Below are 14,412 nucleotides of genomic sequence, written 5' to 3' on the forward strand. Positions count from 1 at the left end.
TCACATACCCCGGGCAGCCCCCGGACGGCCGGCCCGTCAGACCGCCGCCGTCTTCGCCACGTGCCCCGTGAGCCAGGCCGGAAAGGCCGTGAGGTCCGGCAGGACCACGTCCGCGCCCGCCTCCCGCAGTGGCTCCGCGCCGTACGGGCCCGTGGTCACGGCGACCGCGAGTGCGTCCGCCGCGCGGGCGCCGCGGATGTCGCCGAGGTGGTCGCCGACGTAGATGCTCACCCCGTGCTCGCGCAGTGCGAGCGCCTTGCCCTCCGCCCAGACATTGCCGATGACCGCGTCCACCTCGATGCCCAGGTGCGCGAGGTGCAGTTTGGCGTTGGGTTCCCATTTGCCGGTGACGACGACCGTCCGGCCGCCCACCTCCCGTACCGCTTCGACGGCCGCACGGGCGCCGGGCAGCGGGGTGGTGGGGGCGATGGCGTAGTCGGGGTAGAGGGCCCGGTAGCGGTCGGCGATCTCCCCGATGCGCGCGGCGGGGAACCAGTTGGCGATCTCGTCCTCCAGCGGCGGGCCGAGCCGGGTGACGACGAGGTCGGCGTCGATCCACACCCCGGTCTCCACGGACAGCTGACGGTAGGCGGCCCGGATGCCGGGGCGGGAGTCGATGAGGGTCATGTCGAGGTCGAACCCGACGGCGAGGTGTGCGTGCGCGGTCATGGCTGCCATTGTGCCGGGGCGGCGCTTTCTCGTGTCGGGGCGGCGCTTTCCTGTGCCGTGGCCGCGTTTCCTTGTGCCGTGGCTGCGCTTCCGTCCGCCGGGGCGGCGTTCCGGCGCCGCCCGTACACTTAGGCCCGCCTTACCTGCTGTATCTCCAGCCCGCCCCGCCTGCCTGCGCTGCCTCCGGATTGGGACCGATGCCGACCGCCGCCCCGCCCGCCACCAGGCCTGCCCCGCCTCCTTCTCGTGGTCGCGGCGCGACCCTGACGCGCCGTTTCGGCTGGACGGCGGCCGCCGTCGCGGCGCTGCTGGTGGCGGTGCTGCTGAGCCTGGCGGTGGGCGCGAGGACCGTGGCGCCCGCGGCCGTGCTCGATGCTCTGGTGCACGGCGGCACCGGCGCGGACGCCGTGGTCGTACGTCGGATGCGGGTGCCCCGGACGGTCATCGGCGTCATGGTGGGCGCGGCCCTCGCGCTCGCCGGAACGGCCCTGCAGGGCATCACCCGCAACCCGATCGCCGACCCGGGCATTCTCGGCATCAGCCAGGGCGCCTCGGTCGGCGTCGTCCTCGCCATCGCCTTCGCGGGCGTCCACACGCTGAACGGTTACGTGTGGTTCGCCTTCGCGGGCGCGGCCCTCGCGTCGGTCGCGGTGTACGCCATCGCGTCCGGCGGGCGCGGCGGGGCGACCCCGGTGAAGCTCGCGCTGGCCGGTGCGGCGATCAACGCGCTGCTGGTGTCGGTGACGATGGCGGTGCTGACGACGAAGGCCGCCGCGCTGGACGAGTTCCGCTTCTGGAACGTGGGTGCGCTGGCCGGCCGCGACATGGGCGTCGTCGCCCAGGTCTGGCCGTTCCTGCTGGTCGGCCTGGTGCTGCTGCTGTCGGTGGCGCGCGGTCTTGACGCACTGGCGCTCGGCGAGGACGTGGCGCGGGGGCTCGGCCAGAACGTCGCGGTCGTACGGGTGATGGGCGACCTCGGCGCGACCGTCCTGACCGGGGTGGCGGTGGCGGCGGCCGGGCCGATCGCGTTCATCGGCCTCGCGGTGCCGCACCTCGCACGGGCGGTCGTCGGCAGCGACCACCGGTGGATGCTGCCCATGGCGGCGCTGCTCGGGCCGGTGATGCTGTTGGTGGCGGACGTCGTCGGGCGGGTGCTGTTCCCGCCGAGCGAGGTCCCGGCCGGGGTGATGACGGCGCTGATCGGCGTGCCGTTCCTGGTGGCGCTGGTACGCCGGAAGGCGGTGCGGGCATGAGCACGGCCACCCTCGGCAAGGACGCGCGCCCCGCCCGCCCCACCGGTCCCGTCCGTCCCGCCGGATACGCGCTCGTACGGGCCGGGAGCGCGTCGTTCCTGCTGCACCGCGGGGCCGCCCTCGTCGCGGCCGGGCTCGCGGTGGTGCTGGCGGCCGTGTGCGTGGCGTACCTCTGTGTCGGGGAGCGCTTCGTGCCCCCGGGCGAGGTCCTGCGCGTGCTGTTCGGGCAGGACTCCCGCAGCGAACTCGTCGTCGGCACCCTGCGCCTGCCCCGGATGACCGTCGGCCTGCTGGTCGGCCTCGCGTTCGGGGTCGCCGGGGCGCTCATCCAGACCGTCGCCCGCAACCCGCTCGCCAGCCCCGACATCATCGGCATCAGCCAGGGCGCGAGCGCGCTGACCGTCGGCGCCATGATCTTCGGCATCACGTCGTACGACGTCCTGCCGTACCTCTCGGTCCTCGGCGGAGTCCTGGCCGCCGCCCTGGTGTACGTCTTCGCCTGGCGCGGCGGCCTGCACGCGACCCGGTTCGTGCTGATCGGCATCGGCTTCGCGATCGCCCTGCGCTCGGTCACCCAGCTGTTCATGACGAAGGGCGACTACCTGGTCGCCCAGCAGGCCCAGATCTGGATGACCGGCTCGCTCAACGGACGCGGCTGGGACGAGGCCACCACCCTGGGCTGGGTGCTGCTGGTCCTGCTGCCGGGCGTCGCGTGGGCCGCGCGGGCGCAGCGCACCGCCGCGATGGACGACGACACGGCGGTGGCGCTCGGCGTACGGCTGGGCCGGGTGCGGCTCGGGCTGGTGGCGCTCGGCGTGGTGCTGGCGTCGGTGGCGACGGGTGCGGCCGGGCCCGTGGACTTCGTGGCGCTGCTGGCCCCGCAGATCGCCCGCCGGCTGACGCGCACCGCGCAGATCCCGCTGCTGTGTTCGGCGCTGCTCGGCGCGGTCGTCGTGGTGGCCGGGGACCTGCTGGCCCGCAGGCTGTTCTCGCCGACCGAGCTGCCGGTGGGCGTGCTCACGGCGGCCGTGGGCGCCCCGTATCTGATCTGGCTCATCATGCGTGGGCGTACAGGAGGCAAGGCATGAGTTCCGACCCGGCGACCGGGCCCGTGACGCGGCTGCGGGCGGCTTCGCTGTCCCTCGGGTACGAGGACCGCACCGTCGTCCACGAACTGGACCTGGCGATTCCGGACGGCCGGGTCACCGTCATCGTCGGCCCGAACGCCTGCGGCAAGTCGACCACGCTGCGCGCGCTGGGCAGGCTCCTGAAGCCGAAGGGCGGCGCGGTCCTCCTGGACGGCGCGGAGCTGGCCCGCATCCCCACCAAGAAGATCGCCCAGTCGATCGGGCTGCTGCCGCAGACCCCGGTGGCACCGGAGGCGATCACCGTCGCCGACCTCGTCTCGCGCGGCCGGCAGCCGCACCAGGCATGGTGGAAGCAGTGGTCCGCCGACGACGAGCGGGCCGTCACGGCCGCCATGGAGCGCACGGACGTGGCGGCGCTCGCCGAGCGCCCGGTGGACGCGCTGTCGGGCGGTCAGCGGCAACGCGTGTGGATCGCGATGGCCCTCGCCCAGGAGACCGACCTGCTGCTCCTGGACGAGCCGACGACGTACCTCGACATCTCCCACCAGGTGGAGGTGCTCGACCTGGTCCGCCAGCTCAACCGGGAGCAGGGCCGCACCGTGGTCGTGGTGCTCCACGACCTCAACCAGGCGGCCCGGTACGCCGACCACCTGGTCGCGATGAAGGAGGGGCTGGTCGTCGCGGAGGGCACTCCGGACGAGGTCGTCACCGCGGAACTCGTCCGGGAGGTTTTCGGTCTGGAGTCGGTCGTTGTGCCGGACCCGGTGACGGGATCTCCGCTGGTGGTGCCGGGCGCGCCGTGGACGCCGGGGGAGGGAGGCCCCGGGGCCGGCGGAGCCGCCGAAGCCGTTGAGGACGCGTCCTTCTCCTCCGCCCCCTGAAAGCCTCAGCCTCCCTGAACGCCTTCTCCTCCTGGCAGCCTCCCGACCCGGACGTCCGTCCCCTGAAAGCCTCCCTCCCCGAAAGGCAGTCACCTGATGAGCAGCGCATCTCCGGCCACCGCACGTCGTCACCGCCAAGGCGCAGCCGCCGTCTCGCTCGCCGCCGTCGGCGCACTCGCGCTGTCCGCGTGCGGGGGCGGGAACTCGGCCGGTTCCGGTACGAAGAGCGAGGGCGACGCCCCCGGGACACGCACGGTGAAGACCGCCATGGGCGACGTCCGGGTTCCCGCCGTCCCGAAGCGCGTCGTCGTCCTGGACACCGCCGAGCTGGACTCCGCGATCACGCTCGGGGTGAAGCCGGTCGGCTCCACGCACGCCGACGTCGAGACCGGCTTCCTCAACTACCTGCCCGAGAACGAGGTCGCGGGGATAGCGGACGTCGGCGAGATGATGACGCCCAACCTGGAGGCCGTCGCCGAACTGGAGCCGGACCTCATCCTCACCAGCAAGGTCCGCCACGAGGACAAGTACCGCGAGCTGAAGGCCATCGCTCCGACGGTGATGACGGAAGGCACCGGCCACCCCTGGAAGGAGAACTTCCAGCTGCACGCCGAGGCCCTGGGCAAGCAGGCCGAGGCGAAGAAGGTCACCGACGAGTACACCGCGCACGCCGCGAGGGTGACCGAGGCGCTCGGCGGCAGGGACAAGGCCGCGGCGACCCGGGTCAACGTGGTGCGCTTCGTGGAGGGTGCGGACATCCGCATCTACGGCAGGAAGAACTACATCGCGACCGTCCTCGCGGATGTCGGCCTCGGCCGCCCCTCTGTCGTCGACAAGGCCAAGGACGGCTTCTCGTACGACGTGAGCCCCGAGAAGATCGACCTCGCGGGCGAGGGCGCCGACGTCGTCTTCCACTCCACCTACGGCGACCCGGCCAAGGCCAAACAGACCCAGACCCTCAACTCGGCGCTCTGGAGGAACATCCCGGCCGTCAAGGCGGGCAAGGTCTTCGCCGTCGACGACCAGCTGTGGATCCAGGGCATCGGCTACACCGCCGCGAACAGGATCCTGGACGAACTCCAGGCCCGCCTCACCGCGTAGCAGGGGCACGGGGTCGGGGCGTCAGGGCGCCGTCCCGGAGCAGCGGGAGGACGGGGTCCGGGTCACCCCCTCCTGACGCGGACCCCGGTCGCCGGCCCCGTGCCGCCGGACCCGGACGCCACGTGCCCTCGGCGCTACCGCCCGAGCCGCCGCGCCCGCCACACCAGGTACAGCGCCGTGGCGACAGCCGCCGTCCGCAGCAGCACCGGCCACAGCCCCGTCAGCGCGTCCCCCAGCGCGCCCTCGGTCTGCAGGGACAGCGGCGTGCCCCAGCGCCCCTCGGTACGCCCCCACAGCCACACCGCGCCGCCGACCGCCACCAGGCCCGGCAGCCCGAGCACGGCCCACTTCGCCTCCGTACGGGTGAGCTTCCGCGAGAGGTAGGCGAGGAACCAGCCGCCACCGAGCACCAGCAGATTCCCCATGACGGCCCCGACGACCAGCAGCAGCGCGGCCACCAGCAGGAAGAAGCTCCCCGGCGGGATCAGCGGCCCCCGGCCGGAGACGACCACCTCGTCCGTGGCCACGACCTCCACCACGGGGGTGCGCCGCCGGAACCGGCCCGGAACAAGCCGTCGCCGCCCCGTGTCCTCGACCGCACCACCGTCGCCGTCGTCGTCCCCGCCCTCCCCCTCCTCGTCCTCGTCCTCCTCCTCGTCCTCCGGCGGCGGCTTGAGTATGTCGGGGATCTCGACGCCGCCGGTGAAGCCGGGTACGGAGGTGCCGGGGCCGCCGAAGGGCGCGGGGTCGGTACGCCACCAGTCGGCGTCGGCGCCCTCGGCCTCGTGCGGGCCGAGCTCGTCCATACCGGCCAGGTGCGGGCCGGGCACGAACGGGATGCCGGGCCCGATGCCGCCCCCGGGCTCGTCCTCACCGGGTCCGCCACCTCCTCCGGGTCCGTTGCCGCCGGGTCCGTTGCCGACCGGTCCATTGCCGCCCCACCTGCCGCCCGGCCCCTCGTAGGACCCCACCGGCTCCTTCTCGAACCCCACGGGCCTCTCGCGGCCACTCTCACGTTCCGTCGCACGGCCGGCCTCGCGCCCCGCCCCGCGTCCGCCCCGGCTCTCGGCGTCGCTCCCGCCTCCGCCCCGGGTCCGCGACGTGCGGCGCTGCCCGGGCAGCACCCTGCGTGACGTACGGGAGGCCAGCACCGCCTCCACACCGCCGCCGCCCACCGCCTCCACGATCTCGTCGGGCGTGCCGAGCCGGCCGAGGATGCGCTGCACGGCGGCCGCGCTGTCCGGGCCGCCGACGGCCTTGGCGCGCTGCCGGTCGATCTCGCCGCGCAGCATGGACACGAGGCGCATCCGGTCGCCGGAGTTCAGCTGTCGCTGCTGGGCGAGGTCACCGACCCGGCTCAGATAGTCGAAGACCAACTGGTCGCTCTCGATCCCCACGGCGTCCGCCCGTCCCCTTTGCTCTGCTGCTGCGTCTGCTGCGTCCTGCTGCTGCGTCTTCGTGCTCTGCCACGGCCGCGTCTTCGTTTCGCGTACCCCGCAAGTGACCGGCGGCTACGCGCAGTTGTCGTCCCGCCCCGGACCGACGTTAGCGCCTGCCGCGAGGGAGGGGACCGCGCAGGGGCTAACGTGGGGCGGATGGGGACCAGCGAGCGCGACCTGGAGGCGCACGTGCCCGAAGGAAACACCACCGACCGCACGACCGCCGGAGTGCCGACGGAGCCGTCCGGCACACCGCCCGACCGGCCCTCCGGCCCGCCCGGCACCACCTCGCCCGGCAGCACCGCGGCCGACACCGGCCCGCGCGACAGCACCACGGCGGGCACCGGCACCCCCGCCAGCACCACAGCCGGCGCCGAAGCAGCCCGCAGCACCACGGCGGGCACCGGCGTCCCCGGCAGCACCGTGCCCGGCCGTTCCGCGCCCCCGCGCGCCCCCGGTAGTGGCGCCGCGCCCCCTCGTACCCTCGCCGAGGCCCTCCGTACCCGGGACGACGACTCCCTCGCCGCGCTCCTGCGCGCCCGGCCGGACCTGCTCTCCCCCGTGCCCGGGGACCTCGGGCTGCTCGCCACCAGGGCCGGGACCCGCGCCTCCGTCGTACGTGCCCTGGAGCGCCTGGACCGTTTCACGCTGCAGGCCGCGGAAGCGCTGGCGGTGGCCCCCGATCCGGCGACGTACGACGCGCTCCGCGCCCTGATGACCGGCGACGAGGGCGACCCGGAGACCGAGGCGGCCCTGCCGCACGCCGTGCACGTGCTGCGCGAGCAGGCGCTGCTGTGGGGTGCGGACGACCGGCTGCGGCTCGTACGGACCGCCCGCGAGCTGCTCGCACCGTCCACGGCACACCCCTCCCCGACCGGTCTCGGCCCGACAGTGGCGGAGGCCACCGCCGGAATGTCACCGACCCGGCTCCAGGCGATCCTGGCGGCGGCCGGACTGCCCACCACGCACGACCCGGTGTCCGCCGTGCACGGGCTGACCTCGCTGTTCACCGACCGGTCGCGGATGGACGCGCTGCTGAACACCGCCCCGACGGACGCGCTGGCCGTGCTCGACCGGCTGGTGTGGGGGCCGCCGTACGGGGAGGTCAGCTCCGACCCGGCGCCTCCGGTGCGCTGGCTGCGCGACCGGGGGCTGCTGCTGCCCACCAGCGCGCGTACGGTCGTGCTCCCCCGGGAGGTCGCCCTGCACCTGCGGGCGGGGCGTGCCCACCGCACCCCGGAACCCCACCCCCCGCGGCTCGGCACGGCGTCCGCGCACTCCCCGAAGATGGTGGACCTGACGGCGGCCGGGCAGGCGTTCACCGCCCTGTCGACCGTCGAGGACCTGCTGAAGGACTGGGACAGGGGCGGTCCGGCCGTCCTGCGCTCCGGCGGGCTCAGTGTCCGCGACCTGAAGCGCACCGCGTCCGCGATGGACCTGCCGGAGCCGACGGCCGCGTTCTGGCTCGAACTCGCTTACGCAGCCGGGCTGGTGGCCTCCGACGGCGAGAGCGACGAACGGTACGCCCCCACTCCCGCGTACGACGACTGGCTCGACCTGCCGCCCCAGGAGCGCTGGTCCCGCCTCGCCGCCACCTGGCTGCGCGGCACCCGTACGGCGGGTCTGGTCGGCGTGCAGGACGCGAAGGGCCGCGCCCTTTCCGCACTCGGGCCCGACCTGGACCGTTCGGCCGCCCCGGAGGTACGCCGCCGGGTCCTGGCCCTCCTCGCCACGCTTCCCGAGGGCACCGCCCCCGACCCGGGCACCGTCCTCGCCCGGCTGCACTGGGAACGCCCGCAGCGCGGCACCACCGGCGACCTCCGCACCCGCCTCGCCCTGTGGACCCTCGACGAGGCGGAACTGCTCGGCGTCACGGGTCGCGGCGCGCTGTCGGCCCACGGCCGGGCCCTGGCAGACCTGGACCGAACGCCGGACACGGGTCCGGGCACGGACCACGCCCCCACCCAGGCCGAGGCCGCCGCCTGCGCGCTGCGGGCAGCCACCCTGCTCGCCCCTCTCATCCCCGAGCCCCTCGATCACGTCCTCCTCCAGGCCGACCTGACCGCGGTGGCGCCCGGCCCGTTGCAGCGCCCGCTGGCCGAGACGCTGTCCGTGCTGGCGGACGTGGAGAGCAAGGGCGGGGCGACCGTCTACCGGTTCACCCCCGGCTCGGTCCGCCGCGCCCTGGACTCCGGACAGGCCGCCTCCGACCTGCACGCCTTCCTCGCCACGCACAGCCGCACCCCGGTGCCGCAGCCGCTCACCTACCTGATCGACGACGTGGCCCGCCGGCACGGGCACCTCCGGGTCGGCTCCGCGTCCTCGTACGTGCGCTGCGACGACGACGCGGTGCTGGGCGAGATCCTCGCCGACAAACGGTCGGCGGGCTTCGGGCTGCGCCGTCTCGCGCCGACCGTGCTGGCCGCCCGCGCCGAACCGGCCGCGCTCGTCGACGGACTGCGCACGATGGGCTTCGCGCCCGCCGCCGAGTCCGCCGCGGGCGACGTGCTGATCACCCGCGCGGACGCCCGCCGCACCCCGGCACGCACCGCGCCCGCTCCCGTGCCGGAAGGCCCTCCGGTACCGGACGAAACGCTGCTCGGCGCGGCGCTGCACGCGATCCGGGCGGGAGACATGGCGGCGAACGCGGTCCGCAAACCGGCCGCCGACGACCCGACCGCCGCCGCGTCCGCCGGATCGCTCCCCCGTACCTCCTCCGCGGAGACCCTGGCCACCGTCCAGGCGGCCGCCATGACCGGCTCGGCGCTGTGGATCGGCTACGTCAACGCGGACGGCGCGGCGAGCCAGCGCGTGATCGCACCGGTACGCGTGGAGGGCGGCTTCGTCACCGCGTACGACCACACCGCCGACCAGGTGAAGACGTACCCGCTGCACCGCATCACGGGCGTCGCGGAGCTGGCGGACGATCCGGCGTAGCGGCTCACTTCTTCCGCAGTACGGAACGGAACAGGGAACCCGGGGCGGAGCCACGCGAGCCGCCGGGGCTGCCCGCACCACCGGGACTGCGCGGCGCGACGGGTGCGCGGCCGGAGCCAGGGGTGGTCCCGTCCCGCGGCGGCAGCCCGTCCTCGGGCTCCGGCACGTCCGCCGGTTCCGGCACCTCCCGGTACCGCTTCCGGTGCACCACGCGTCCCAGGCGCCGCCCCAGCACCAGGTACCCGATCAGCGCGCCGGTCGTGTTCATGATGACGTCGTCGACGTCGAAGGCCCGGCCGGTGACGATCGCCCCCTGCGCCAGCTCGACCAGTACGATCACCGCGATCGTGGCGAGCATCATGCGCAGGAACCGCCAGCGGCGTGCCCCCAGCACCGGCAGCAGCACCCCGAACGGCACGCCCAGCAGGATGTTGCCGCCGACCTGCTTGCACGCGGCGAGGAAGGTGTAGTCCTGCGCGTACTGCCGCAGTGACGCCCCGGGCCTGAGGTTGCTGTGCACGATGCCCTCGGAGGCGGGTGACGGCATCAGGGTCAGTTTCGCCAGGACGACGGAGAAGGCGATCAGGACGAGGAACGCCAGCACGATCAGGGCTCCGCGCAGCAGGACCCAGCTCCGTAACGGACGCCGGGACTCGGCGGGTTCGGCGGACTCGGCGAATTCTGCGGCAGTCGCGCGCTCGGCAGTCATGGCGTGTCGTCTACCCCGGCATCGGCCGCATGCACCCACCGCCGGCCCGGCTCACACCGGGCGCGCTTGCGCACGTACGGCACACTGGAGGTTTGACCGCGCGCGGAAGGACTCACGGCGTTGAATGGTCCCCTCATCGTCCAAAGCGACAAGACGCTCCTCCTGGAGGTCGATCACGACCAGGCGGGCGCCTGCCGTCGTGCCATCGCCCCGTTCGCGGAGCTGGAGCGCGCGCCGGAGCACATCCACACCTACCGGCTGACCCCGCTGGGCCTGTGGAACGCGCGGGCCGCCGGGCACGACGCCGAGCAGGTGGTGAACGCGCTCGTCGAGTTCTCCCGCTACCCGGTGCCGCACGCCCTGCTCGTGGACGTCGCGGAGACGATGGCGCGCTACGGCCGCCTCACCCTCTCCAAGCACCCGGTGCACGGTCTGGTCCTCACCTCCACCGACCGGCCGGTCCTGGAGGAGATCCTCCGCTCGAAGAAGGTCCAGCCGCTGGTCGGGGTACGGATCGACCCGGACACGGTCGCCGTGCACCCCTCCGAGCGCGGGCAGATCAAGCAGACGCTGCTGAAGCTGGGCTGGCCGGCCGAGGACCTCGCCGGTTACGTCGACGGCGAGGCGCACCCGATCGAACTGGCCGAGGACGGCTGGGCGCTGCGCCCGTACCAGAAGCAGGCCGTGGAGGGCTTCTGGCACGGCGGGTCCGGTGTCGTCGTCCTTCCCTGCGGTGCCGGGAAGACGCTGGTCGGCGCGGGTGCGATGGCGGAGGCGAAGGCCACGACGCTGATCCTTGTGACCAATACGGTCTCGGCCCGCCAGTGGAAGCACGAGCTGGTGAAGCGCACCTCGCTGACCGAGGACGAGATCGGCGAGTACAGCGGGACGAAGAAGGAGATCCGGCCGGTCACCATCGCCACGTACCAGGTGCTGACGACCCGGCGGAAGGGCGTCTACCCGCATCTGGAGCTGTTCGACTCGCGCGACTGGGGTCTGGTGATCTACGACGAGGTGCATCTGCTGCCCGCTCCCGTCTTCAAGTTCACCGCCGACCTCCAGGCGCGGCGGCGGCTGGGCCTCACCGCGACTCTCGTACGCGAGGACGGCCGGGAGTCGGACGTCTTCTCGCTGATCGGGCCGAAGCGTTTCGACGCGCCGTGGAAGGAGATCGAGGCGCAGGGCTACATCGCCCCCGCGGACTGTGTGGAGGTACGGGTCAACCTCACCGACTCCGAGCGGCTCGCGTACGCGACCGCAGAGGCGGAGGAGAAGTACCGCTTCTGCGCCACGACGGCGACGAAGCGGAAGGTGACGGAGGCGCTGGTCGCCAAACACAAGGGCGAGCAGACCCTGGTCATCGGCCAGTACATCGACCAGCTCGACGAGCTGGGCGAGCACCTGAACGCGCCCGTCATCAAGGGCGAGACGCCGAACTCGCAGCGCGAGAAGCTCTTCGACGCGTTCCGCACGGGCGAGCTGAACGTCCTCGTCGTCTCGAAGGTCGCCAACTTCTCGATCGACCTGCCCGAGGCGACGGTGGCGATCCAGGTGTCCGGCACGTTCGGGTCGCGGCAGGAGGAGGCGCAGCGGCTGGGCCGCGTCCTGCGGCCGAAGGCGGACGGGCACGAGGCGCGGTTCTACTCGGTGGTCGCCCGCGACACCATCGACCAGGACTTCGCCGCCCACCGGCAGCGGTTCCTGGCCGAGCAGGGCTATGCGTACCGGATCGTGGACGCGGACGACCTGCTGGCGGGGGACGGCCAGCAACCGGCCTGACCAGCGTCTCCGGGCGCTCGTCCGATGCGACGGGCGCCCACACGGCACCCGGCGACGGGCACCCGTCGAGCAGGGGCGGATCCGTGGGGAGCAGGGGCGGATCCGCAGCGACCTGAGCCGAGTGCGCAGCGACGCGGGGCAGGCAGCCGCGCCGGGGCGACGCCGAACGTCGCAGGCCCGCCCCCTCCCTCACTTCGCCGAGCGTGCCTCCGACGCGGACTTCCTCGGCTCCGGCATGGCCCCGTACACCGTCCGCCCCTGCGGCCGGCCGCCGCGCAGCCGCCACGCCAGCCACCCCAGCAGCCCGAGCGACGCCATCGCGTACGGCGAGAGGCCCGGCTGCTGCCACCACGGCAACTGCACGTCCAGGTCCCCGTGGTGCGGCAACGCCCAGAAGCTGCGGCAGGTGAAGAGAGCCGCGAGGGCGGCGGCCGCACGGTAGCGGCGTTCACCGCACAGCAGGGCGAGCAGCGGTACGCACCACACCCAGTGGTGCGACCAGCTGATCGGCGAGACCAGGAGCATCGTGAGCGCGACGGTCACGATGCCCCACTCCTCCAGCCCGGCGCGGACCGCCCTGCGGGCCAGCCACAGCCCGGCCAGACCGACGACCGCCGCGCAGCCGAACCACACGAGCCCCGGCTCCATCGAGTTCATCGCCCGCGCGATCATCCCCTGCAGGGACTGGTTGTCGACGATCCACACCTTGCCGACCCGCTCGGTCTCGAACATGCGCCGGGTCCAGAAGTCGAGACTCGCGGACGGCAGTACGAGGATGCCGAGCAGGACGGTGGCGACGAAGGAGGCGAGCGCCGTCAGCCCGTTCCGCACCCGGCCGGTGATCAGCAGGTACACGATGAAGATCGCCGGGGTGAGCTTGATCCCGGCGGCGACGCCGAGCCCGATGCCCTTGCCCAGGGCGCCCTTGGGCCGGTTCAGGTCCCACAGCACCAGGCATGCCAGCGCCAGGTTGATCTGGCCGAACACGAACGTCTGGAAGACCGGCTCCAGCCAGATCGCGGCGGCCGTCGCCACCAGGACAAGCTCGGGCCGCTGCGGCAGCTTGGCGAACCGCCACGACAGCCGCACGAGGACGGCGAGGAGGATGAGGTTCCCGACGAAGAAGCAGACCTTCATGGCCACGACCGGCACCCAGGTCGTCGGCACGAAGAGGATCGCGGCGAACGGCGGATAGGTGGCGGGCAGCTTCCACTCCGTCGTCACGAAGTCGTACAGGCTCGTCCCGTCGACGACGGCCTGTCCTTCGGCCCGGTAGACGAGGGTGTCGCCCAGCGGGATACGGGTCACGAGGAAGAGGGCCGTGAGCGCGGCCACGGACAGCAGGAGCAGTACGCGGGCGCCCAGGAGGGCGCGGGGGCGGGCGGGGCGGCTGCCGCCGGCCCCGGGGCTCGCACCCGTGGTGCGCGCGGCCCGGGGACTGGCTTCCTCGGGTCGGTCAACGGCGCGGGCGTTCTCGGTCCGGTCTGTCGTCACGACGGCAACCCTATGAGGCACGGGGCCCGACCGGGCCACGCCCGCTCTGCTTCGCGCCACACGCGGGAGCGGGACGATGGCCGCGCGGCGCCGTGCAGGGGGGCTGGTGACCGAAGGTGCGCGCGCGTGCAGGCGCCGGACGCATGGGCCCGCGCGTGCCGTACAGGGGTCGGCTGCGACAGGCTCGCGCACGTGCAGGCGCCGGACGCATGGACCCGCGCGGCGCCGTGCGGAGGCCGCCTACGGCAGGCGCGCGCACGTACAGGGGCCGGGTTGCGCGTATGCGTGCGTGCGCTGGGTCCGGTTCCGTCATGGCGCACGCACGCACTCGGTCCGGTCCTGGGGGCACGTACTCGGTCCGATTCACGTCGGGGCGTACCCGGCCCGGTTCCCGCGGGCGCGTGCCGCGCGGTGTTCAGCGCTCCGTGGGGGTCCTGCGGCCGTCCGCCCACGCGTCGCGCTCGTACCGCCAGTCCTCGCCCGTGCGGTCGCCCGCGTTCCGGTTCTCGGCCTTCCAGTCCTCCGCGTAGTCGCCGAGCAGGACCACGCCGACCGCCGCGCCCACGAAGATCCGGACGGCGCGCAGCGCGCGGACCGCGCGGTGCGGTTTGTCCGAGACCGCGGTGGCACCGGACTGTCCGTGGCCCGTCGGTCGGGCTCCTGCCATTCCTGTTGCTGCACCTGGGGTGAACGTCGCTGTACTCATACCTCCATGGTGTCCGCCGCCCCTCCTCCGCACATCGAACCCGGGGGTGAACCTCCCCCGTCTCCGCCTCCACCCCCAGGCTGACTCCGCCCCTCGAACTCACCCCGGAGTCTGACGGGTTGCCCCCACCCCGCGCGCTCCCGCTGCCTGGGCCCCTACCCCGCCGCGGGGAGAAAGCCGTTCGCCACCGCCCCTCCCCGCCGCTACACTCGCCCGTCTGCCCGCCTCCCTTCCGTGGAGCGCGCCGCCCGGACGGAAACCGGGCGGCAGCCAAGTCGTGATCAGCCCGCGTGATCATCCAGACGTGATCCCCGCCGAGCCGTGCCGCACACCCGGCCGCCCCGGTCCTCGCCCCG

At 73.7% G+C, this 14,412-nt stretch carries 11 protein-coding genes; 6 read left to right on the forward strand and 5 right to left on the reverse strand.

Going from position 1 to position 14,412, the window contains the following annotated elements; translation table 11 throughout:
- Positions 1 to 36: 36 nt before the first annotated feature.
- Positions 37 to 678 (reverse strand): HAD family hydrolase, encoded by a 642-nt coding sequence (locus HNQ79_RS10235; RefSeq protein WP_185029284.1) that lies wholly within the window; start codon positions 676 to 678, stop codon positions 37 to 39.
- 188 nt (positions 679 to 866) lie between these two features.
- On the opposite strand from HNQ79_RS10235, the gene HNQ79_RS10240 reads away from it, so the two are divergent.
- From HNQ79_RS10240 to HNQ79_RS10255, 4 genes are all read left to right on the forward strand, one after another.
- Positions 867 to 1,922, forward strand: coding sequence for a FecCD family ABC transporter permease (locus tag HNQ79_RS10240; RefSeq protein WP_185029286.1), 1,056 nt, complete (start codon positions 867 to 869; stop codon positions 1,920 to 1,922).
- Positions 1,919 to 3,010 (forward strand): FecCD family ABC transporter permease, encoded by a 1,092-nt coding sequence (locus HNQ79_RS10245; protein WP_185029288.1) that lies wholly within the window; start codon positions 1,919 to 1,921, stop codon positions 3,008 to 3,010. The genes HNQ79_RS10240 and HNQ79_RS10245 overlap by 4 nt, the downstream gene beginning before the upstream one ends.
- Complete coding sequence (locus tag HNQ79_RS10250) at positions 3,007 to 3,891, forward strand: ABC transporter ATP-binding protein (protein ID WP_221507555.1); 885 nt, start codon at positions 3,007 to 3,009, stop codon at positions 3,889 to 3,891. Before HNQ79_RS10245 ends, HNQ79_RS10250 begins: the two co-directional genes overlap by 4 nt.
- Positions 3,892 to 3,987: 96 nt before the next feature.
- A complete protein-coding gene (locus HNQ79_RS10255) occupies positions 3,988 to 4,992 on the forward strand; it encodes an ABC transporter substrate-binding protein (protein WP_185029290.1) in 1,005 nt (334 codons plus the stop codon).
- Between the two features lie 134 nt (positions 4,993 to 5,126).
- Here the strand turns inward: HNQ79_RS10255 and HNQ79_RS10260 are convergent, their stop codons facing one another.
- The gene (locus HNQ79_RS10260) at positions 5,127 to 6,389 is read right to left on the reverse strand and encodes a hypothetical protein (RefSeq protein WP_185029293.1); all 1,263 of its coding nucleotides are present in this window, start codon (positions 6,387 to 6,389) and stop codon (positions 5,127 to 5,129) included.
- Between the two features lie 198 nt (positions 6,390 to 6,587).
- On the opposite strand from HNQ79_RS10260, the gene HNQ79_RS10265 reads away from it, so the two are divergent.
- Entirely contained in the window at positions 6,588 to 9,368 is a 2,781-nt protein-coding gene (locus HNQ79_RS10265; RefSeq protein WP_185029295.1) for a helicase C-terminal domain-containing protein, read from the forward strand.
- A gap of 4 nt (positions 9,369 to 9,372) precedes the next feature.
- Here HNQ79_RS10265 and HNQ79_RS10270 read toward each other — a convergent pair whose 3' ends face one another.
- Complete coding sequence (locus HNQ79_RS10270) at positions 9,373 to 10,077, reverse strand: VanZ family protein (RefSeq protein ID WP_185029297.1); 705 nt, start codon at positions 10,075 to 10,077, stop codon at positions 9,373 to 9,375.
- A 120-nt stretch (positions 10,078 to 10,197) separates the two neighbouring features.
- Here HNQ79_RS10270 and HNQ79_RS10275 point away from each other — a divergent pair, with 120 nt between their 5' ends.
- Positions 10,198 to 11,856: a DNA repair helicase XPB gene (locus tag HNQ79_RS10275; protein ID WP_185029299.1), complete on the forward strand. Its 1,659-nt coding sequence runs from the start codon at positions 10,198 to 10,200 to the stop codon at positions 11,854 to 11,856.
- Between the two features lie 189 nt (positions 11,857 to 12,045).
- Here the strand turns inward: HNQ79_RS10275 and HNQ79_RS10280 are convergent, their stop codons facing one another.
- Positions 12,046 to 13,206: a glycosyltransferase 87 family protein gene (locus HNQ79_RS10280; RefSeq protein ID WP_185029583.1), complete on the reverse strand. Its 1,161-nt coding sequence runs from the start codon at positions 13,204 to 13,206 to the stop codon at positions 12,046 to 12,048.
- 559 nt (positions 13,207 to 13,765) lie between these two features.
- Positions 13,766 to 14,017: a hypothetical protein gene (locus HNQ79_RS33635; RefSeq protein ID WP_229923524.1), complete on the reverse strand. Its 252-nt coding sequence runs from the start codon at positions 14,015 to 14,017 to the stop codon at positions 13,766 to 13,768.
- Between the last annotated feature and the right edge of the window lie 395 nt (positions 14,018 to 14,412).

The organism is Streptomyces candidus (assembly GCF_014207445.1).
Taxonomy (GTDB): domain Bacteria; phylum Actinomycetota; class Actinomycetes; order Streptomycetales; family Streptomycetaceae; genus Streptomyces; species Streptomyces candidus.

What these genes read in the sequence shown, in the direction of transcription:
- HNQ79_RS10235 (WP_185029284.1), bottom strand. Translation starts at nt 678, where the DNA reads ATGGCAGCCATGACCGCGCACGCACACCTCGCCGTCGGGTTCGACCTC.
- HNQ79_RS10265 (WP_185029295.1), top strand. Translation starts at nt 6,588, where the DNA reads ATGGGGACCAGCGAGCGCGACCTGGAGGCGCACGTGCCCGAAGGAAAC.
- HNQ79_RS10270 (WP_185029297.1), bottom strand. Translation starts at nt 10,077, where the DNA reads ATGACTGCCGAGCGCGCGACTGCCGCAGAATTCGCCGAGTCCGCCGAA.
- HNQ79_RS10250 (WP_221507555.1), top strand. Translation starts at nt 3,007, where the DNA reads ATGAGTTCCGACCCGGCGACCGGGCCCGTGACGCGGCTGCGGGCGGCT.
- HNQ79_RS10255 (WP_185029290.1), top strand. Translation starts at nt 3,988, where the DNA reads ATGAGCAGCGCATCTCCGGCCACCGCACGTCGTCACCGCCAAGGCGCA.
- HNQ79_RS33635 (WP_229923524.1), bottom strand. Translation starts at nt 14,017, where the DNA reads ATGGCAGGAGCCCGACCGACGGGCCACGGACAGTCCGGTGCCACCGCG.
- HNQ79_RS10240 (WP_185029286.1), top strand. Translation starts at nt 867, where the DNA reads ATGCCGACCGCCGCCCCGCCCGCCACCAGGCCTGCCCCGCCTCCTTCT.
- HNQ79_RS10245 (WP_185029288.1), top strand. Translation starts at nt 1,919, where the DNA reads ATGAGCACGGCCACCCTCGGCAAGGACGCGCGCCCCGCCCGCCCCACC.